Origin of the sequence: Hydrogenophaga sp. UC242_50 (genome assembly GCF_042697355.1) — a bacterium.
GTDB lineage: Bacteria > Pseudomonadota > Gammaproteobacteria > Burkholderiales > Burkholderiaceae_C > Hydrogenophaga.
Genome location: NZ_CP170553.1, coordinates 1,508,717 through 1,526,665, shown reverse-complemented (window position 1 = coordinate 1,526,665; position 17,949 = coordinate 1,508,717). Strand labels below are relative to the sequence as shown.

Here is a 17,949-nt window from a genome sequence, read left to right as displayed (position 1 = left end):
CTGAAAACATCACACGGGTGCCGCCACGAGCGCCGACGCGGACGCGGACGCGGGTTGCAGCGGAAACAAGGGATCGGCCAGTTGCGCCGGGTTCACCGGCGTGCCGGTGCGGATGAGCGCGCGGCCGGCCATGAAATCGCCGGCCGCATCGAGCGCCTCGACGCACAGCACGCGGTCGCCACGCAGGTACCACACGGACTGCGCCACCGCGCGCTCGCCCGCGCCCTGGCGCAGCACCACGGCGTCGTGCCCCTGGGGCAGGCCCGCGACCTGGAGCCGGTGCGTGTACTGGTCCGACCAGAACCAGGGCACGGCGGGCGGTGGCGGCGCGCGGCCGGCGATTGCGGCGGCCGCCGCCTTGGCCTGGTCGATCGCGCCTTGCACGGACTCCAGCCGTGGCCGCGCACCGTCGCGCGACTCGGTGCAGTCGCCGATCGCGAACACACCGCTCGCGCTGGTCCGGCCCTGCTCGTCCACCACGATGCCCCGAGCACACTCGATGCCCGCGGCCTGCGCCAACTCGATGCGCGGCAACGCCCCGATGCCCACCACCAGCGCGTCGAAGGCCTCGGTCTGGCCGCCGGATGCCAGCCACACGCCCTCCTCCGAAGCCCGCACGCCGTCGAGCGACACGCCCAGGCGCAAGCGCACACCCTGGTCCTCGTGGACGCGCTGCACACGCCGCGACGTGGCCTCGCCCACCGAACGCTGCATCACGCGCAGCGCGGCCTCGAACACCGTCACGTCGATGCCTTGTGCCCGGGCCGCGGCAGCAACCTCCAACCCGACGTAGCCACCTCCCACGACGGCCAGCCGGCGGCAGCCGCCCAGGCCGGCGCGCAGCGCCTGCGCATGGGCCAGCGAGCGCAGCACGTGCACGCGCGGTGCATCCGCGGCCAGCCCTGGCAGGCGCCGCGCGCGCGCGCCGGTGCGCAGCACCAGCGCGGCATAGGGCAGGCGTTCGCCGTCGGCCAGCAACACCTCGGCCGCCTGGACATCGATGCCTTGCACGCGTGTGTCCAGGCGCAGCTCGCAGCGCGCGGTGTCGAAGAACGACAGGGGGCGCAGCAACAGTGCCGATGCGTCGCCATCGCGCAGGAAGGCCTTGCTCAGCGGCGGGCGCTGGTACGGCGGCGACGCTTCCTGCCCCAGCACCACCAAGGGACCTTGATGCCCGCCCTGCCGCAGCGATGCCACGAACTGGCAGGCCGCCTGCCCGGCCCCCACCACGACCACCGGAGCGCTCATGACAGGGCCACCGGCATGCGGCGGATGCCGCGAAAGCGCGCATTGGGGTTGAAAGCCAGGCCGGCGCGCAGGTCCATCTTCGGGAAGCGCCGCGTGATCGCCGGCAACGCGATCGCCGCTTCCAGCCGCGCCAGCGGCCGGCCCAGGCAGACGTGGATGCCGGCACCGAACGCCAGGTGCGGGTTGGGACGGCGGCCGAGGTCGAAGCGCTCCGGCTCGGTGAACACGCGCTCGTCCCGGTTGGCGGAGGCCTGCGCGATGACCACTTCGACACCGGCGGCGATGCGCGCGCCCGAGGGCAGCTCGATCTCGCGCGTGGTGCGCCGGCCCTGCAGCTGCAGCGGGCTGGTGTAGCGCAGGCATTCTTCGATGCCGGTGCCGACGATGACCTCGTCGCCGGCCATGCGTTCGAACTGGTCGCGGTTGCGCAGCAGCGCCAACGTGGACAGGCCAATCAGGTTGGTGGTGGTCTCGTGGCCGCCGTTGAGCAGCAGGATGCACATGTGCACCATCTCGTTTTCGCTGATGGACTGCCCGCTCTTCTCGGCCTTGACGAGCGCGCTGATGACGTTGCTCGGCGTCTCTTCCACCGGCCGCGCGCGCCAGGCGTTGATGTGCTCCAGCAGGTAGGCCTTGAAGCCGGCGGCGGCCTGGTGGCCGTCGGCGATGGCCTGTGGTGTCACGCGCGGGTTGAGCGGGAACAGCACCTGGGCCCCGAGGTCGCGGATGCGCGGACCGTCCGAGCGCGGCACGCCAAAGATGTCGCAGATCACCTGCACCGGAATCTGCGAGGCGAAGTCGGCCACGTAGTCGATTTCGCCGCGCCCATCGAGTTCGTCGAGCAGCTGGTCCACGATCTCGCGCACGCTCTGGCGCAGCCGCTCGATGCCCGTGGGCGTGAAAAAAGGATTGACGATGTCACGCAGGCGGTCGTGGTCGGGCGGATCGCGGAACAGCATGCTGGTGGTGTGGTGCTCCAGCAGCGGGCCTTCGCCGAACTTCTCGCGGTAGGCCGCGTCGCGGCTGACCACGCCCGAGAGGTCGCGCCAGACGGCCTTCACGTCGGCGTAGCGCGTCACCAGCACAGAACCATCGCTGTTGGCATGCACCGGCGTCTCGTCGCGCAAGGCGCGGAAGTACGGGTAGGGATCTTCGTAATACGCCGTTGGGAGCTGGAACAGGTCGAACGGCGCGGCCTGCTCGCGGGGGGCGGCCGGTGCCAAGAGAGAGGAATTCATGGAAAAGTCCTTGTCATGCGAGATGGGCGGGTGCGGGGTGGCGGGTGTGGAGAGGGCCGGCACGCGCCACCTGACTGTGGATCGCGTGGCCGACCAGCTCGGGCAGGCGGCGCGAGACGGGCAGCAGCCGCGCGAGGTCCACGCCGGTGTCCAGCCCCATGGCCGCGAACATGTGGACCGCGTCTTCCGTGCACGCGTTGCCACTGGCGCCGGGCGCGTAGGGGCAGCCACCCAGCCCGCCGAGCGCGGCGTCGAAGCGCGTCACACCGGCCTGCAGGCCGGCCAGCATGTTCGGCCAGCGCCATGCCACGGGTGTCGTGGAAATGCAGCGTCAGCGCCAGTTGCGGCAGCCGCGCGCGCAGCAGGGCCACCAGCTGCGTCACCTGCGCGGGATGCGCCATGCCGGTGGTGTCGCACAGGGTGAGCGCGCGCACCGCGCCCGCACCCAACCCGGCGATGCGCGCGGCCAGGCGCAGCACCTCCTGCGCATCGACCGCGCCTTCCATGGGGCAGCCGAAGGCGGTGGAGATCGACACCTGCACCTCGGCCTGCCCGGCGGTCACCGCCAGCACCTCGGCCAGCGCGGCCAGGCTGCGTTCGCGTGGCATGCGCAGGTTGCTCTGGTTGTGCGACTCCGAGGCCGACATCACGAAGTTGAGCGCATCGGCGCGCGCTTCCAGTGCGCGCGCCGCGCCCCTGGCGTTGGGCACCAGCACGGCGTAGCACACGCCAGTCTGGCGGCGGATGCCTTGCATGACCTCCTGCGCATCGGCCAGCGGCGGGATCGCCTTGGGCGAGACGAAGGCGGTCACCTCGATGCGCGCGAAGCCGCAGTCGCTCAGCGCATCGACGAGCGCGATCTTGTCGGCCGTGGGCACGAAGCGGGCTTCGTTCTGCAGGCCATCGCGCGCGACGACCTCGTTGAAATGCACCCGCGAGGGCAACGCAGTCATGCGCCCTCCTCCCGCTGGACCACACCGGCGCGGCACAGGGCCTCGATGCGCTGCGCGTTCATGCCCAATTCGCTCAGCACTGCTTCGGTGTCCTGGCCGTGGCGCGGCGCGTTGCGGCGATGGCCGCCCGGCGTGCGCAGGAGCTTGGGCACGATGCCGGGCACGTCGATGCGGGTGCCGTCGTCCATGCGCAGCGTCTCGATCATGCCGCGCGCGCGGGTAGTGCGGGTCGTCCGTGATGTCGGCCACGGTGTAGACGTGGCCGGCCGGTACCTGCGCCGCGTCCAGCGCGGCCAGCGCCTCGGCCCGGGTCAGTCGCGCGGTCCACGTGCCGATGGCGGCGTCGAGTTCCGGCGCCCGGGCCACGCGCCCGGCGTTGTCGGCCAGCGTGGCGTCCTCCGCCAGGTCGGGGCGGCCGATGACGGCCATCAGGCGGCGGAAGATGCTGTCCCCATTGCCGGCGATCAGCACATGACCACCATCGGCGCAGAGGTAGGCGTTGCTGGGCGCGATGCCCGGCAGAGCGCTGCCAGCCGGCTGGCGGACTTCGTTGAACAGGCTGTATTCGGGCAGCAGGCTTTCCATGCAGTTGAACACCGCCTCGTAGAGCGCCACATCCACCACCTGGCCCTGGCCGCTGCGGGCGCGTTCGTGCAAGGCCATGAGGACGCCCACCACCGCGTGCAGGGCAGCCAGCGTGTCGCCGATGCTCACGCCCACGCGCACCGGCACGCGGCCCGGCTCGGCCGTCAGGTGGCGCAGGCCGCCCATGGCCTCGCCGATCACACCGAAGCCCGGCTTGTCCTTGTACGGGCCGCTCTGGCCGTAGCCGCTCACGCGGGCCACGATCAGGCGCGGGTTGCGCGCCAGCAGCTGGACCGGGTCCAGGCCCCAGGCCTCCAGCACGCCAGGGCGGAAGTTCTCGATCAGCACATCGGCCGCGGCCGCGAGTTCGCGCACGATGGCCTGGCCTTCGGGCGAGCGCAGGTCCAGCGCGAGCGAGCGCTTGTTGCGCGACTGCACCTGCCACCACACCGAGGTGCCGTCCTTGAGCAGGCGCCACTTGCGCAGCGGATCGCCCGCGCCGGTGGGCTCGACCTTCACCACCTCGGCGCCGAAGTCGGCCAGGGTCTTGGCGGCGAAGGGGCCGGCGATGATCTGCCCGAGCTCGAGCACCTTGAGGCCGGCGAGCGCGCCGCCGGCAGGGGCATCGGCCGCGTCGGCGATCGGCTCGCCGTGGGGGAAAGAAGCTGTGTGGTTCATGGCGTCGGCAGTGTGTCCGCGCACCCTCACACTGTCCATTTGCGAATGGCCCCTTCGGTCTTCGCATTCCGCGAAGCGGCCGCCAGGTGCTCGACGAAATCCGCGAGGTCGGCATCGTCCTCGCGCGGCGCGCAGGCGATCAGCATCTGGCGCTGGGCCCACGGATCGGCCAGCGGTCGGACGCGCAACGGCATCGCGCGCACCATGGGCTCGGTCGCGCCCTGCGGCAGCACCGCGATGCCCAGGCCCGACGCCACCAGGTGGCAGGCGGCGTCGAAGCTGCGTACCTGCATGCGCAGGCGCAGCGGCTTGCCCGCTCCGAGCGCGGTCTGCTGCTGCTTGAGCAGGATGGCCGCACCGGTGTTCAGGCCGATCAGGTCCTCGTCCAGCACGTCGGCGAAGGCGATGGGCCCCGCGTCATGAGCCAGGCGGTGGTGGGCGGGCAGCAGCAGCACCAGCTCGTCCCGCCGGAAGGGCAGCACCTGCAGGCCATCGACGTTCGGCCCCTCGACCAGGATGCCCACGTCGGCCCGGCCCTGGCGCAGGGCGGCGACCACCGCCTCCGAAACCTGCTCCTCCAGGTCCACGCGCACGTGCGGCCGCAGCCGGCCGTACGCCGCCAGCGGTGTGGGCAGGAACTGGGTGATGGCGGCGGTGCTCGCGCACAGGCGGATGTGCCGCGTGATGCCCGAACGCCGATCGGCCAGCTCGGAGCGCAGCAGGTCCAGCGTCTGCAACAGCGCCATGCCGTGGCGCGCGAACACACGGCCCGCTTCGGTGGCCGACAGGCCCTTGGCATGTCGCTCGAACAGCGGCTCGCCAAACGCGCCTTCGAGTTCGCGGATGCGCCGGCTGGCCGCGGCCAGCGCCAGGTGCGCGCCCTGCGCCGCCGCGGTCAGGCTGCCGCCGTTGACGCAGTCCACCGCGAGCCGGACCGAGATGAGGTCGAAGCGCGCGAGGTTGCACATCGGCAGGGAAAACGCCGACTCGGACCACAGGACCGGCGATGTCGAAGGGCTGGTCATAACAACAAAGAAACAGTCAGGATGGTTTGTATCATACGTGGACAAGCGGCCTGAAGCACCCCGATCCGACTAGGGAAAACGCGGAAATACCTCGATAGAATGCCTCGATCAGGAAGCGGTAATGGGCCCGACGGGGGTCACCTTCCAAACAGACGTGTTTATTTCTTCCTTCCATGAGCACTCCCGACACGCCCTCCTCCACCCCGTCGCCGCGGCACCGGCGCACACAGGCCGAGCGCACGCAACTGACGCAGCAGAAGCTCGTCAAGGGCGCCATCGCGCTGCTCAGGCAGAAGCGCTATGCGGGCTTTCGCATCGCCGAAGCCGCCAAGGTGTCCGGCGTCTCGCGCGGTGCGCAGACGCATCACTTTCCGTCGAAGGATGCGCTGGTGCTGCAGGCCCTGGAGGCGACACTGATCGAGAGCCAGCGCAAGGCGCTCGAACGCATCGCGCGCGCGCGCACCAAGCCGACCCGGCTGATGCAGGCGCTGATCGAGGACAGCGAGGACTTCTTCCTGGGCGAGGACTTTTACGTCGCGCTCGATCTGATGATGGTCGGCGGCGATCAACCGCTGGGCGTGGAGGTCAAACGGTTGCTGCGCCAGTACCGCATCTCGGTGGAGCGGGCCTGGCTGGAGGTTTTCGTCGAGGCAGGGCATCCGGCCGCACAGGCCGAGGACGTCATCTTCCTGACTTTCGCCATGGCGCGTGGCTTGAGCGTGCGCAAGCTGATGAGCGGGGAAGCGGCGCACTTCCCGCGCCTGTTCTCGCGCTGGGAGCTGCTGGCCAGCGACATGCTCGAGCCCCCACCTGCGCCCAGGCGCAAGGCCTCCTGAAGACCCGCGGGCTCAAGAGGCCGGGTGCGGAAGCAAGGTCACTCCTCGCGGATCGCCGCGCCGCGCAGCCGCAAGGCGTTGCCGATCACCGAGGCCGAGCTCAGGCTCATGGCCAGCGCGGCGATCATGGGCGACAGCAACCAGCCCGTGAACGGGTACAGCAGGCCCGCGGCCAGCGGAATGCCCAGGGCGTTGTAGAGGAAGGCGAACGCCAGGTTCTGCTTCATGTTGGCCACGGTCGCGACCGAGAGCGAGCGGGCCGTGGCGATGCCGCGCAGGTCACCCTTGACCAGGGTGAGCTGGGCGCTGTTCATCGCCACGTCGGTGCCCGTGCCCATGGCGATGCCCACATCGGCGCGGGCCAGGGCCGGCGCGTCGTTGAAGCCGTCGCCGGCCATCGCCGACCACGCGGCCTTGCGCCTGGAGCTGCTCCACCAGCTGGAGCTTGTCGGCGGGTTTCACTTCGCCGTGGATCTCATCGATGCCCAGGCGCTGTCCCACCGCGCGCGCGGTGGTCAGCCCGTCGCCCGTGGCGATGATCACGCGCACATTCGCCCGACGCAGCGACTTCAGCGCATCCGCCGTGGTGGCCTTGACCGGGTCGGACACGGCCAGCAGGCCAGCCAGCGCCTGGTCCACCGCCAGGTGCATGACGCTGGCGCCCTGCGCGCGCAGCGCTTCGGCCTCGGCGGCCAGGGGCGAGGCGTCCACGCCCAGCTGTTGCATCAGCGCGGTGTTGCCCAGGGCCAGGCCCTTGCCGCCCACCACACCCCGCACCCCGATGCCGGACTCGGAGTCGAACTGCTCGGGCTTGTCCAGCACCAGGCCCTGTTGTTTCGCGGCGGCCACGATGGCGTGGGCCAGCGGGTGTTCGCTGCCCTGGTCCAGGCTGGCGGCGAGGCGCAGCACCTCGTCCTCGGAGAAGCCGCCATGGCCCACGGCGCGTTCGAAGCTCGGGCGGCCTTCCGTGAGGGTGCCGGTCTTGTCGACGATCAACGTGTCCACCTTGCGCAGGTTCTCGATGGCGGCGGCGTCGCGGAACAGCACCCCGTGGGTGGCGCCGCGCCCGGTCGCCACCATGATGGACATGGGCGTGCGCCAGGCCCAGCGCACAGGGGCAGGCAATGATGAGCACGGCCACCGCATTGATGAGGGCATAGACCCAGCTCGGCTCGGGGCCGAACAGGCCCCAGCCGAAGAAGGTGAGCAGCGCCGCCGCCACGACGCCCATCACGAAGTAGCCCGCCACCTGGTCCGCCATGCGCTGCATGGGCGCGCGCGAGCGCTGAGCCAGGGCGACCATCTGCACGATCTGCGAGAGCACGGTGTCCGAGCCCACGTGCTCGGAGCGCATCACCAGGGCACCGCTGGTGTTGAGCGTGGCGCCGATCAGCTTGTCGCCGGCCTGCTTGCTCACCGGCAAGGGCTCGCCGGTGAGCATGGATTCATCGACCGAGCTGCGGCCCTCGACCACGGTGCCGTCGGTGGGCACCTTCTCGCCGGGGCGCACGCGCAACAGGTCGCCCACGTGCACGTGGGCCAGCGGCACGTCTTCCTCCTGCCCTTCGGCCGTGATGCGCCGCGCGGTCTTGGGCGCCAGGCCCAGCAGCGCGCGGATGGCGGCCGAGGTCTGTGACCGCGCCTTGAGTTCCAGCAGCTGGCCCAGCAGGGTCAGCGAGATGATCACCGCCGCCGCCTCAAAGTAGACCGCGACGCGCCCCATCGACACAAAGGAGTCGGGGAACACCTGCGGCGCCACCGTTGCGCACCACGCTGTAGACGAACGCCGCGCCGGTGCCCAGCGCGATCAGCGTCCACATGTTGGGGCTGCGGTTCATCACCGACTGCGCGCCGCGCACGAAGAACGGCCAGCCGGCCCACAGCACGATCGGGATGCTCAGCACCAGTTCGATCCAGCTCTGCGTGGCGATGTCGAACCAGCCGAGGTTGTGGCCGAACATCGCCAGCACGGCGACCACCACCGTGAGGGGCAAGGTCCACCAGAACCGCCGCTGGAAATCCACCAGCTCCGGGTTCTCGTCGTCGTCCAGTTCGGGCAGGACGGGTTCCAGCGACATGCCGCACTTAGGGCAGTTGCCCGGGTGGTCCTGCCGGATCTCCGGGTGCATGGGGCAGGTGTAGACCGTGCCCGGCTTGCCTTGCGGCGCGGGCGCGGGCGCCGCGGGGTGGTGGTGATGGTGGTGATGTGCGTGCTGGTCCATGTCGGTTCCTCCTGAAAATTCGAATCCCTGGTGTTGGTCCTGTGCTCAGCGCTCGGGCTGGCCGGCCTGGTGCACCTGGACACCGCGCATCCAGGCCATGAGGTCGATGGGGCTGGAAGAACGTTCGCCGGCGGCCTCGTCGCGCGGCAGGCGCCCCTTCCGGAGTTGGGGCTTGTGCTCTGGCTGGTGCTGGGCCGGGCTGTGCAGCGAGAGCTTGTCGAGAATGGCGCAATGGGGCTGGTCGTTGCCATGGCAAGCCTGCACCAGCACCGACAGCCCGTCCATCATCTGCTCGATCTCGTGCCGCTTTTCTTCCAGGTCGGCCAGGTGACGTTGGGCCACGGCCTTGACCTCGCGGCTGCTTCGCCGCGAATCGCTCCACAGGCCGATGAGCTCGGCGATCTGCGCCACCGAAAAACCCAGCCGGCGCGACTGCCGGATGAACCGCAGCACCGAGACCTCGCGCTCACCGTACAGGCGGTAACCCGATTCGCTGCGCTCGGCCGCGGGCAGCAGGCCGATCTGTTCGTAATGGCGGACCATCTTGGCCGACACGCCGGCCGCGGCGGCCGCTTCGCCAATGTTCATCAAGGGGGTCATGGTGTGTTCCGTGAGGTCGGGTGGGGAATGGAATGTGGAATGAAGGGAGGATGCAGCTTGACACCGTGGGAAGGTCAAGGCCCCCACCGAGGGCCTTGACGAACGGTCGTCAGGCCGGTGGGTAGCCGGCTTCGCTGAGGGCGTCGATCAGCGCGGCGCGGTCTTCGTCGCTGCGCACCTGGACCTTGCGCTGCGGCAGATCGAGCTGGATGTCACAGGCCGCGTCGAGGCGCTTGAGGGCGATGCTCACCTTGGAGGCGCAGTGGCCGCAGGTCATTTCGGGGAGGTGGAACTCGTGCATGGAAGACTCCGTGAAAGTTGAGGGAATCCGCACTCTGGGCATTGCCACGGAGGCAAGGTCAAGTGGCGCCGGTGGTTGACCTGACCACCGTGTCAAGGCTGAGCATCCGAGGTCTCAACCTACCGGAGACCCCCTTGAACACCACCACCCTTGCGCTCACCGAGCACCAATTTCCCATCGAAGGCATGACCTGCGCCTCGTGCGTGACCCGCGTGGAGAAGGCCTTGAAGGCCGTTGCCGGCGTCAGCGAAGTCAGCGTCAACCTGGCCACCGAACGGGCCACCGTGAACGCCACCGCCACCACCACGGGCGCCAGCCTGGCGGCTGCGGTGCAAAAAGCCGGGTACAGCATGGGCGCTGAAACCTTTGAATTGACGATTGAAGGCATGACCTGCGCTTCGTGCGTGGGCCGCGTCGAAAAAGCCCTGAAGGCGGTGCCCGGCGTGCAGGCCGCCGAAGTCAACCTGGCCACCGAACGGGCCACCGTGAGAGCGGTGGGGACGTCACCCAATGCCCTGGTCGCCGCGGTGGACGCGGCCGGCTACCACGCCACACCGTTCGAGGAAGGCGCCGCCGCACCACCCGCGGCCCGCCCAGGCGAACCCTGGTGGCCCGTGGCGCTGGCCGCCGCGCTCTCGTTGCCCCTGGTGCTGCCCATGGTCGGCATGCTGTTCGGCGCCGACTGGATGATCAATGGCTGGCTGCAACTCGCGCTGCGCACGCCCGTGCAGTTCTGGCTGGGCGCGCGCTTCTACAAGGCGGGCTGGAAGGCCGTGCGCGCCGGTGCCGGCAACATGGACCTGCTGGTCGCCCTGGGCACCAGCGCGGGCTATGGTTTGAGCCTGTACCTGCTGTTCAAGCACGCCGAGCACGGCACCCCACACCTGTACTTCGAAGCTTCGGCCGTGATCATCACGCTGGTGTTGCTGGGCAAGTGGCTAGAGGCCCGCGCCAAGCGCCAGACCACCGCCGCCATCGCGGCCCTCAACGCCCTCAAGCCCGACGTGGCGCGGGTGCGCATGCCTTACGGCGATGTGGACGTGCCCATGGCGCGCGTGAAACTCGGGGACATCGTGGTCATCCGCCCGGGTGAACGCATCCCGGTGGACGGGATCGTCACCATTGGTTCCAGCCAGGTGGACGAATCGCTGATCACCGGCGAGAGCCTGCCGGTCGCGCAACACGCGGGCGACAAGGTCACCGGTGGCGCGGTCAATGCCGAGGGCCTGTTGCTGGTGGAGACCACGGCCGTGGGCGCCGAGTCCACGCTCTCGCGGATCGTGCGCATGGTCGAATCGGCCCAGGCGAAGAAGGCCCCGATCCAGCGCATCGTGGACCGCGTGAGCGCGGTCTTCGTGCCGGTGGTGCTGGTGATCGCCACGATCACCCTGCTGGGCTGGGGCCTGGCCACGGGCCAGTGGGAGCAAGCCATCCTGAACGCGGTGGCGGTGCTGGTGATCGCCTGTCCTTGTGCGCTGGGTCTCGCCACGCCCACCGCCATCATGGCCGGCACCGGGGTGGCCGCGCGCCACGGCATCCTGATCAAGGACGCCGAGGCACTGGAGGTGGCGCACCGCATCGACACGGTGGCCTTCGACAAGACCGGCACGCTGACCGAAGGCAAGCCGCAGCTGGTGTCGGCCCTGCCGGCAGCCGGCCATGAGGCGGCGCTGCTGTCGTGGAGCGCGGCCATCCAGGCCGGCAGCGAACACCCGCTGGCGCGCGCCGTGATGGACGCCGCGAAAGCGGCCGGCGTGCCCACGCTCTCGGCCGCCAAGGTGAGTGCCGTGCCCGGGCGCGGCATGTCGGCCGAGGTGCAGGGCCGCGCACTGCGCCTGGGCAGCCCGCGTTACATGCAGGAGCTCGGCGTGGACACCACCGCGCTGGCCGGGCCCTCGCAGCAACTCCAGGAAGAGGGCCGCACGGTGTCCTGGCTGGCCGACGTGACGGAGTCGCCGGTGCTGGTGGGCCTGCTGGCGTTTGGCGATGCCCCCAAGGTCAGCGCCATCACCGCGGTGAAGAGCCTTCAGGCCATGGGCGTGCGCACGGTGATGCTCACGGGCGACAACCGGGGCAGCGCGGCGGCGGTGGGCGGTGCGCTGGGCATCGACCACATCGAGGCCGAGGTGCTGCCGGCGGACAAGGCAGCGATCGTGAACCGGCTCAAGGCCGGCGGCCGGTCGGTGCGATGGTCGGCGACGGCATCAACGATGCGCCGGCCCTGGCGGCAGCCGATGTGGGCATCGCCATGTCCACCGGCACCGACGTTGCGCATGCACGCGGCCGGCATCACGCTCATGCGCGGCGACCCGGCGCTGGTGGCCGATGCGATCGACATCTCGCGCCGCACCTACCGCAAGATCCGCCAGAACCTGTTCTGGGCCTTCGCGTACAACGTCATCGGCATCCCGCTGGCCGCGGCGGGTTTGCTCAATCCGGTGGTGGCGGGTGCGGCCATGGCGCTCAGCAGCGTGAGCGTGGTGAGCAACGCGCTCCTGCTGCGAGGCTGGCGCGCGGGCAACGATCACGCTTCGTCTGTGCGTTGACCATGGAAGTCGGGGCGCACCGTGCGGTGCCACCGACTTCGCTCAAAGCCTCGACAGAAACAAAAAAGCCCACGTTACCGTGGGCTTCAATGACAAGCAAACGCTTGGTTTTTTGGTTGCGGAGGCAAGATTTGAACTTGCGACCTTTGGGTTATGAGCCCAACGAGCTACCAGGCTGCTCCACTCCGCGTCAAGCCTTGTATTCTATCACGCTTTGTCAGCGTCGGCCGCCGGGGCGGCATCTTCTGCACGATCCACCAGTTCGACCAGTGCCATCGGCGCGTTGTCGCCCACGCGGAAACCCATCTTCAGGATGCGGGTGTAGCCACCGGGACGGGCCTTGAAGCGCGGGCCCAGTTCGTTGAACAGCTTCACGACCACATCGCGGTCGCGCAGGCGGTCGAACGCCAGGCGGCGGTTGGCCAGCGTGGGTTCCTTGGCCAGGGTGATCATGGGCTCGACCACGCGGCGCAGCTCTTTGGCCTTGGGCACCGTGGTCTTGATGGCTTCGTGCGTGAGCAGCGAATTCATCATGTTGCGCAGCATGGCGAGGCGGTGCTCGCTGGTGCGGTTGAGTTTGCGAAGTCCGTGTCCGTGACGCATTTTTTCATCCTTTCAGTGTTTTGCCCCCAGCCGTATCAGGTACTGGGAGTTGGTCCGGGTCTGGCCTCCTTGGCCAGACGCTGCGGTCTTTAGTGCTTGTCCAGGCCGGCAGGCGGCCAGTTTTCAAGCTTCATGCCCAAGGTCAGGCCGCGCGAGGCAAGCACTTCCTTGATTTCGTTGAGCGACTTGCGACCCAGGTTGGGGGTCTTGAGCAGCTCGTTCTCGGTGCGCTGGATCAGATCACCGATGTAATAGATGTTCTCGGCCTTGAGGCAGTTGGCCGAGCGCACGGTCAGTTCCAGCTCGTCCACAGGACGCAGCAGGATCGGGTCGAATTGCTGCGAGCTGCGCTGTGCCGGGGCATCGAACGCCGAGAGCTCCACGCCTTCGAGCTGCGCGAACACCGCGAGCTGTTCGACCAGGATCTTGGCCGAGGCGCGAACCGCTTCTTCCGGACCGATGGAGCCATTGGTCTCGATCTCGAGCACCAGCTTGTCCAGGTCGGTGCGCTGCTCGACGCGGGCGCTTTCCACCGTGTAGCTCACGCGCTTGACGGGCGAGAACGAGGCGTCGAGCACGATGCGGCCGATCGAACGCGTCTGGTCGTCGTTGCGGCGCAGGCTGCCCGGCACATAGCCACGGCCCTTTTCCACCTTGATCTGCATGTCCAGCTTGGCGCCGGCAGACAGGGTGGCAATCACGTGCCCGGGGTTGACAATCTCGACGTCGTGCGGCGTCTGGATGTCGGCAGCCGTCACGACACCTTCACCATCCTTGCGCAGACTCAGCGTGACTTCGTCGCGGTTGTGCAGCTTGAACACCACGCCCTTGAGGTTCAAGAGCATGTTGACAACATCTTCCTGCACGCCGTCGATCGACGAGTACTCGTGCACGACACCCGCGATGGTGACTTCGGTCGGCGCGTGGCCGGTCATGGACGACAGCAGAACCCGGCGCAGGGCGTTGCCCAGCGTGCTGGCCATAACCACGCTCGAAGGGCTCGAGCGTGACTTTGGCGCGATTGGTCGAGACTTGCTCGACGTTGATGGTCTTGGGCTTCAGCAGATTGTTCAGCATTCAAACTTCCTTCAGGACCCTCGGCTCGTTACACCGATAAGGCAGACGGAGCATGGCCCGACCGCACCACGAGGATGCCGGCCGGGAACGGAATTAACGGGAATACAGTTCGACGATCAGCGATTCGTTGATGTCAGAGCCGAACTCATCGCGGTCGGGCGACTTCTTGAACACGCCTTCGACCTTGTCGGTCGACACATCGACCCAAGCCGGGAAGCCAATCTGCTTGGCCAACTCGAGGGCTTCGATGACGCGGCCTTGTTTCTTCGACTTCTCGCGCACCGCGATCACGTCACCGGCCTTCACCGAGTACGACGGGATGTTGACCGACTGGCCGTTCACCGTGATCGCCTTGTGCGACACGATCTGGCGGGCTTCGGCGCGGGTGGAGGCAAAGCCCATGCGGAACACCACGTTGTCCAGGCGCGCTTCGAGCAGGAACAACAGGTTCGCGCCGGTGTTGCCACGGCGGCGATCGGCTTCGGCGAAGTAGCGGCGGAACTGGCGCTCCAGCACGCCATAGGTGCGCTTGACCTTCTGCTTCTCGCGCAGCTGCACGCCGAAATCGGAGGTGCGCTGGCCCGAGGTGCGGCCGTGCTGGCCGGGCTTGGAGTCGAACTTGGCCTTGTCGCTGATCGAGCGGCGGGCGCTCTTGAGCAACAGGTCGGCGCCTTCACGGCGGGAAAGTTTGGCCTTGGGGCCGAGGTAACGTGCCACGTTGGTTTCCTTGGTTTCACTGCCGCAACCGGTTGTTGCGGGAGCCATCCCTCAGGGGAGATGGCGGTGGGCTTAGCAAAAATGCCACCGCAGGCGACTGCGGTGGCGCTCGAAAAAAGCCTTCAATTATACCGCGATCAGCGCGGTCGTGCCTCAGATGCGGCGGCGCTTCTGCGGGCGGCAGCCGTTGTGCGGCACCGGGGTCACGTCGGAGATCGAGTTGATGCGGATGCCCAGGGCGCCGAGGGCGCGCACCGAGGATTCGCGGCCAGGGCCGGGGCCCTTGATCTCGACGTCCAGGTTCTTGATGCCTTGTTCAATGGCGGCGCGGCCAGCCACTTCCGAAGCCACCTGGGCAGCGAAAGGCGTGGATTTGCGCGAGCCCTTGAAGCCCTGGCGACCCCGACGAAGCCCAGGACAGTGCGTTGCCCTGGCGGTCGGTGATGGTGATGATCGTGTTGTTGAACGAGGCGTGCACGTGTGCAATGCCGTCGGCAACGTTCTTGCGGACTTTCTTGCGAACGCGGGCGGATGCGCTGCTGGAGGGAGACTTGGCCATGAGGGTCCTTCTAACCGTTTATTTTTTCAGCGACTGGGCGGCCTTGCGGGGACCCTTGCGCGTACGGGCGTTGGTCTTGGTGCGCTGACCACGCAGCGGCAGACCACGGCGGTGGCGGAAGCCACGGTAGCAACCGATGTCCATCAAACGCTTGATGTTCATCGTGGTTTCACGACGCAGGTCACCCTCGATCGTGAACGTACCGACCTGGTCGCGCACTTTTTCGAGTTCCGCGTCGCTCAGATCCTTGATCTTCTTGGCGTAGTCGATGCCGCAGGCTTCGCAGATCTTGCGAGCGCGGGTGCGGCCAATGCCGAAGATTGCCGTCAAGCCGATTTCGGCGTGCTTGTGCGGCGGAATGTTGATGCCTGCAATACGAGCCATGTTGGGTCCTCTTAACTAACCGGTCAGCCTTGACGCTGCTTGTGACGCGGATCGGTGCAAATGACTCGCACGACGCCATGCCGTTTGATGATCTTACAGTTGCGGCACATTTTCTTGACCGAAGCCGAAACTCTCATAGTCTTCTCCTAGATATTCCTAAAACATTCAACAACTGACCATTCACTTCGAGCGGAACACGATTCGCGCTCGGGTGAGGTCGTAGGGCGTGAGCTCTACCTTGACCTTGTCCCCCGGCAGGATCCGGATGTAATGCATCCGCATCTTGCCGCTGATATGCCCCAGCACCACATGACCGTTTTCGAGCTTGACCCTGAAGGTCGCGTTGGGGAGGTTTTCAATCACCTCACCCTGCATCTCGATCACATCGTCCTTGGCCATAAGCGAAGTTCAAGGGGAGGTTTTGAAACTGGCCTTCTTGAGCAGCGATTCGTATTGCTGCGACATCATGTAATTCTGAACCTGGGCCATGAAGTCCATGGTGACCACCACGATGATCAACAGGGAGGTGCCGCCGAAATAGAACGGCACGTTGTACTTCAGGATCAGGAACTCGGGCAGCAGACACACGGCGGTGATGTACACAGCGCCAGCCAGTGTCAGCCTCAACAAAATTTTGTCGATGTAGCGGGCGGTCTGGTCACCCGGGCGGATGCCTGGAATGAACGCGCCACTCTTCTTCAGGTTGTCGGCCGTCTCGCGGCTGTTGAACACCAGTGCGGTGTAGAAGAAGCAGAAGAAAACGATGGCCGCGGCGTACAGCGCCACGTAGATCGGTTGACCGGGTGACAGCGCCGCCGCGATGTCGCGCAACCAGCGGGTCGAGTCACCGGTGCTCACCCAGCTCACCACCGTGGTGGGCAGCAGGATGATGGACGACGCGAAGATCGGCGGAATCACGCCAGCCATGTTCAGCTTGAGCGGCAGGTGCGAGGACTGGCCTCCGTACACCTTGTTGCCCACCTGACGGCGTGCGTAGTTCACCAGGATCTTGCGCTGGCCGCGTTCCACGAACACCACGAAGTAGGTGACCAGGATCACCAGCGCGATGATGAAGATCGACACCAGGATGTTCATGGCACCGGTGCGCACCAGCTCCAGCAGACCACCAATGGCGCTCGGCAAACCGGCCGCGATACCCGCGAAGATCAGGATCGAGATGCCGTTGCCCAGACCGCGCTCGGTGATCTGCTCACCCAGCCACATCAGGAACATGGTGCCGGCCACCAGGCTGACCACGGCCGTCAGGCGGAAGCCCATGCCAGGATCGATCACCAGACCAGGCGAACCTTCCAGGGCCAGGGCAATGCCCATGGCTTGGAAAATCGCCAGGGCCAGCGTGCCGTAGCGCGTGTACTGCGTGATCTTGCGGCGTCCGGCCTCGCCCTCTTTCTTCAGCTGCTCGAACGTGGGCACCACGTAGGTCATGAGCTGCATGATGATCGAGGCCGAGATGTACGGCATGATCCCCAACGCGAACACGGTGAAGCGCGAGAGCGCACCGCCCGAGAACATGTTGAACAGGCTCAGAATGCCGCCCTGCTGCCCCTGGAACAATTGCGCCAGTTGCGCGGGGTCGATGCCGGGCACAGGAATGTGTGCACCGATGCGGTAGACCACCAGCGCCAGCAACAGGAACACCAGCCGGCGACGCAGGTCGCCGAACTTTCCGGTTTTGGCCAGGGACGTGGATCCAGTTGCCACAGGAATCTTCCGTTCGAGTCCGATCAGGCCGCCAGGGAGCCGCCAGCGGCTTCGATGGCCTGCTTGGCACCCGCGGTCGCGGCGATGTCCTTGAGGGTCACGGCACGCGTGATCTCGCCGGTCTTGATCACCTTGACGCGCTTGGCCAGGTGAGGCACCAGGCCAGCCTGCTTGAGCACGAGCACATCGACCTCGCTCACGTCGAGGGCGTTGAGGTCGGCCAGCGTGACTTCAGCGTTGAACTGCAGTTGCGCCGACTTGAAGCCGCGCTTGGGCAGACGGCGCTGCAGCGGCATCTGACCGCCTTCGAAACCGACCTTGTGGTAGCCACCCGAACGGGACTTCTGGCCCTCTGGCCACGACCTGCCGTTTTGCCCAGGCCCGAACCGATGCCGCGGCCGACACGGCGCTTGGCATGCTTGGCGCCTTCGGAAGGCTTGATGGTATTGAGTTGCATGTCAGTGACTCCGATCAGACGATTTTGACCAGGTAGCTGATCTTGTTGATCATGCCGCGCACGGCGGGCGTGTCCTGCAGCTCGCTGACGCTGTTGAGCTTGCGCAGGCCCAGGCCACGGACGGTGTCGCGGTGGGATTGCTTGGTTCCAATGGGGCTGCGCACCAGTTGAACCTTGACGGTGTTTTGAGTGGTCATG

At 67.4% G+C, this 17,949-nt stretch carries 13 protein-coding genes, 1 tRNA gene and 7 pseudogenes; 2 read left to right on the top strand and 19 right to left on the bottom strand.

Annotation, left to right across the window (positions count from 1 at the left end; translation table 11 throughout):
- Nucleotides 1-9 precede the first annotated feature (9 nt).
- The 5 genes and pseudogenes from ACFJGX_RS07860 to ACFJGX_RS07840 all read right to left on the bottom strand — a co-directional run bounded on the left by ACFJGX_RS07860 (nt 10) and on the right by ACFJGX_RS07840 (nt 5,727).
- Nucleotides 10-1,248 (bottom strand): NAD(P)/FAD-dependent oxidoreductase, encoded by a 1,239-nt coding sequence (locus ACFJGX_RS07860; protein WP_382328154.1) that lies wholly within the window; start codon nt 1,246-1,248, stop codon nt 10-12.
- Complete coding sequence (locus tag ACFJGX_RS07855) at nt 1,245-2,486, bottom strand: cytochrome P450 (protein WP_382322103.1); 1,242 nt, start codon at nt 2,484-2,486, stop codon at nt 1,245-1,247. The genes ACFJGX_RS07860 and ACFJGX_RS07855 overlap by 4 nt, the downstream gene beginning before the upstream one ends.
- A 13-nt stretch (nt 2,487-2,499) precedes the next feature.
- A pseudogene (locus ACFJGX_RS07850) lies at nt 2,500-3,439 on the bottom strand (hydroxymethylglutaryl-CoA lyase).
- A 150-nt stretch (nt 3,440-3,589) separates the two neighbouring features.
- A pseudogene (locus tag ACFJGX_RS07845) lies at nt 3,590-4,702 on the bottom strand (CaiB/BaiF CoA transferase family protein); the annotation flags it as partial.
- Nucleotides 4,703-4,728: 26 nt separating this feature from the next.
- Nucleotides 4,729-5,727 (bottom strand): LysR family transcriptional regulator, encoded by a 999-nt coding sequence (locus ACFJGX_RS07840; RefSeq protein ID WP_382322106.1) that lies wholly within the window; start codon nt 5,725-5,727, stop codon nt 4,729-4,731.
- Between the two features lie 173 nt (nt 5,728-5,900).
- Here ACFJGX_RS07840 and ACFJGX_RS07835 point away from each other — a divergent pair, with 173 nt between their 5' ends.
- Nucleotides 5,901-6,563 carry a TetR/AcrR family transcriptional regulator gene (locus ACFJGX_RS07835; RefSeq protein WP_382322107.1) on the top strand — a complete coding sequence of 221 codons (663 nt, stop codon included), beginning with the start codon at nt 5,901-5,903 and terminating at the stop codon, nt 6,561-6,563.
- 38 nt (nt 6,564-6,601) lie between these two features.
- Here the strand turns inward: ACFJGX_RS07835 and ACFJGX_RS07830 are convergent.
- The 3 genes and pseudogenes from ACFJGX_RS07830 to ACFJGX_RS07820 all read right to left on the bottom strand — a co-directional run bounded on the left by ACFJGX_RS07830 (nt 6,602) and on the right by ACFJGX_RS07820 (nt 9,686).
- Nucleotides 6,602-8,785, bottom strand: a pseudogene (locus ACFJGX_RS07830) (copper-transporting P-type ATPase).
- A 45-nt stretch (nt 8,786-8,830) separates the two neighbouring features.
- A complete protein-coding gene (gene cueR / locus ACFJGX_RS07825) occupies nt 8,831-9,385 on the bottom strand; it encodes a Cu(I)-responsive transcriptional regulator (RefSeq protein WP_382322108.1) in 555 nt (184 codons plus the stop codon).
- 109 nt (nt 9,386-9,494) lie between these two features.
- The gene (locus ACFJGX_RS07820; RefSeq protein WP_382153745.1) at nt 9,495-9,686 is read right to left on the bottom strand and encodes a heavy-metal-associated domain-containing protein; all 192 of its coding nucleotides are present in this window, start codon (nt 9,684-9,686) and stop codon (nt 9,495-9,497) included.
- 185 nt (nt 9,687-9,871) lie between these two features.
- Between ACFJGX_RS07820 and ACFJGX_RS07815 the strand changes: the two are divergent.
- Nucleotides 9,872-12,232 (top strand): annotated as a pseudogene (locus tag ACFJGX_RS07815) (heavy metal translocating P-type ATPase).
- A 113-nt stretch (nt 12,233-12,345) separates the two neighbouring features.
- Here the strand turns inward: ACFJGX_RS07815 and ACFJGX_RS07810 are convergent.
- From ACFJGX_RS07810 to rpmD, 11 genes and pseudogenes are all read right to left on the bottom strand, one after another.
- A tRNA-Met gene (locus tag ACFJGX_RS07810) sits at nt 12,346-12,422 on the bottom strand.
- A gap of 17 nt (nt 12,423-12,439) precedes the next feature.
- Nucleotides 12,440-12,835, bottom strand: a complete 396-nt coding sequence (rplQ, locus tag ACFJGX_RS07805) for a 50S ribosomal protein L17 (protein ID WP_297396129.1) — start codon at nt 12,833-12,835, stop codon at nt 12,440-12,442.
- Nucleotides 12,836-12,924: 89 nt separating this feature from the next.
- Nucleotides 12,925-13,912: pseudogene (locus ACFJGX_RS07800) on the bottom strand (DNA-directed RNA polymerase subunit alpha).
- A gap of 93 nt (nt 13,913-14,005) precedes the next feature.
- Nucleotides 14,006-14,629, bottom strand: a complete 624-nt coding sequence (gene rpsD, locus ACFJGX_RS07795; protein WP_297396134.1) for a 30S ribosomal protein S4 — start codon at nt 14,627-14,629, stop codon at nt 14,006-14,008.
- A 153-nt stretch (nt 14,630-14,782) separates the two neighbouring features.
- Nucleotides 14,783-15,188, bottom strand: a pseudogene (gene rpsK / locus ACFJGX_RS07790) (30S ribosomal protein S11).
- An 18-nt stretch (nt 15,189-15,206) separates the two neighbouring features.
- Nucleotides 15,207-15,572 (bottom strand): 30S ribosomal protein S13, encoded by a 366-nt coding sequence (rpsM, locus tag ACFJGX_RS07785; RefSeq protein ID WP_137917294.1) that lies wholly within the window; start codon nt 15,570-15,572, stop codon nt 15,207-15,209.
- A gap of 23 nt (nt 15,573-15,595) precedes the next feature.
- Nucleotides 15,596-15,709, bottom strand: a complete 114-nt coding sequence (rpmJ, locus tag ACFJGX_RS07780; RefSeq protein ID WP_009514917.1) for a 50S ribosomal protein L36 — start codon at nt 15,707-15,709, stop codon at nt 15,596-15,598.
- 43 nt (nt 15,710-15,752) lie between these two features.
- Entirely contained in the window at nt 15,753-15,971 is a 219-nt protein-coding gene (gene infA, locus ACFJGX_RS07775) for a translation initiation factor IF-1 (protein WP_086118896.1), read from the bottom strand.
- Between the two features lie 9 nt (nt 15,972-15,980).
- Nucleotides 15,981-17,294: a preprotein translocase subunit SecY gene (gene secY / locus ACFJGX_RS07770; protein WP_297396159.1), complete on the bottom strand. Its 1,314-nt coding sequence runs from the start codon at nt 17,292-17,294 to the stop codon at nt 15,981-15,983.
- A gap of 23 nt (nt 17,295-17,317) precedes the next feature.
- Nucleotides 17,318-17,751 (bottom strand): annotated as a pseudogene (gene rplO / locus ACFJGX_RS07765) (50S ribosomal protein L15).
- A 14-nt stretch (nt 17,752-17,765) separates the two neighbouring features.
- Nucleotides 17,766-17,948 carry a 50S ribosomal protein L30 gene (gene rpmD / locus ACFJGX_RS07760; RefSeq protein WP_159589446.1) on the bottom strand — a complete coding sequence of 61 codons (183 nt, stop codon included), beginning with the start codon at nt 17,946-17,948 and terminating at the stop codon, nt 17,766-17,768.
- Between the last annotated feature and the right edge of the window lies 1 nt (nt 17,949).

Coding starts and splice junctions, on each gene's coding strand:
- rpmD (WP_159589446.1), bottom strand. CDS start 17,948: ATGACCACTCAAAACACCGTCAAGGTTCAACTGGTGCGCAGCCCCATT.
- ACFJGX_RS07835 (WP_382322107.1), top strand. CDS start 5,901: ATGAGCACTCCCGACACGCCCTCCTCCACCCCGTCGCCGCGGCACCGG.
- rpsM (WP_137917294.1), bottom strand. CDS start 15,572: ATGGCTCGTATTGCAGGCATCAACATTCCGCCGCACAAGCACGCCGAA.
- ACFJGX_RS07820 (WP_382153745.1), bottom strand. CDS start 9,686: ATGCACGAGTTCCACCTCCCCGAAATGACCTGCGGCCACTGCGCCTCC.
- ACFJGX_RS07860 (WP_382328154.1), bottom strand. CDS start 1,248: ATGAGCGCTCCGGTGGTCGTGGTGGGGGCCGGGCAGGCGGCCTGCCAG.
- rpmJ (WP_009514917.1), bottom strand. CDS start 15,709: ATGAGAGTTTCGGCTTCGGTCAAGAAAATGTGCCGCAACTGTAAGATC.
- cueR (WP_382322108.1), bottom strand. CDS start 9,385: ATGACCCCCTTGATGAACATTGGCGAAGCGGCCGCCGCGGCCGGCGTG.
- ACFJGX_RS07855 (WP_382322103.1), bottom strand. CDS start 2,486: ATGAATTCCTCTCTCTTGGCACCGGCCGCCCCCCGCGAGCAGGCCGCG.
- rplQ (WP_297396129.1), bottom strand. CDS start 12,835: ATGCGTCACGGACACGGACTTCGCAAACTCAACCGCACCAGCGAGCAC.
- ACFJGX_RS07840 (WP_382322106.1), bottom strand. CDS start 5,727: ATGACCAGCCCTTCGACATCGCCGGTCCTGTGGTCCGAGTCGGCGTTT.
- infA (WP_086118896.1), bottom strand. CDS start 15,971: ATGGCCAAGGACGATGTGATCGAGATGCAGGGTGAGGTGATTGAAAAC.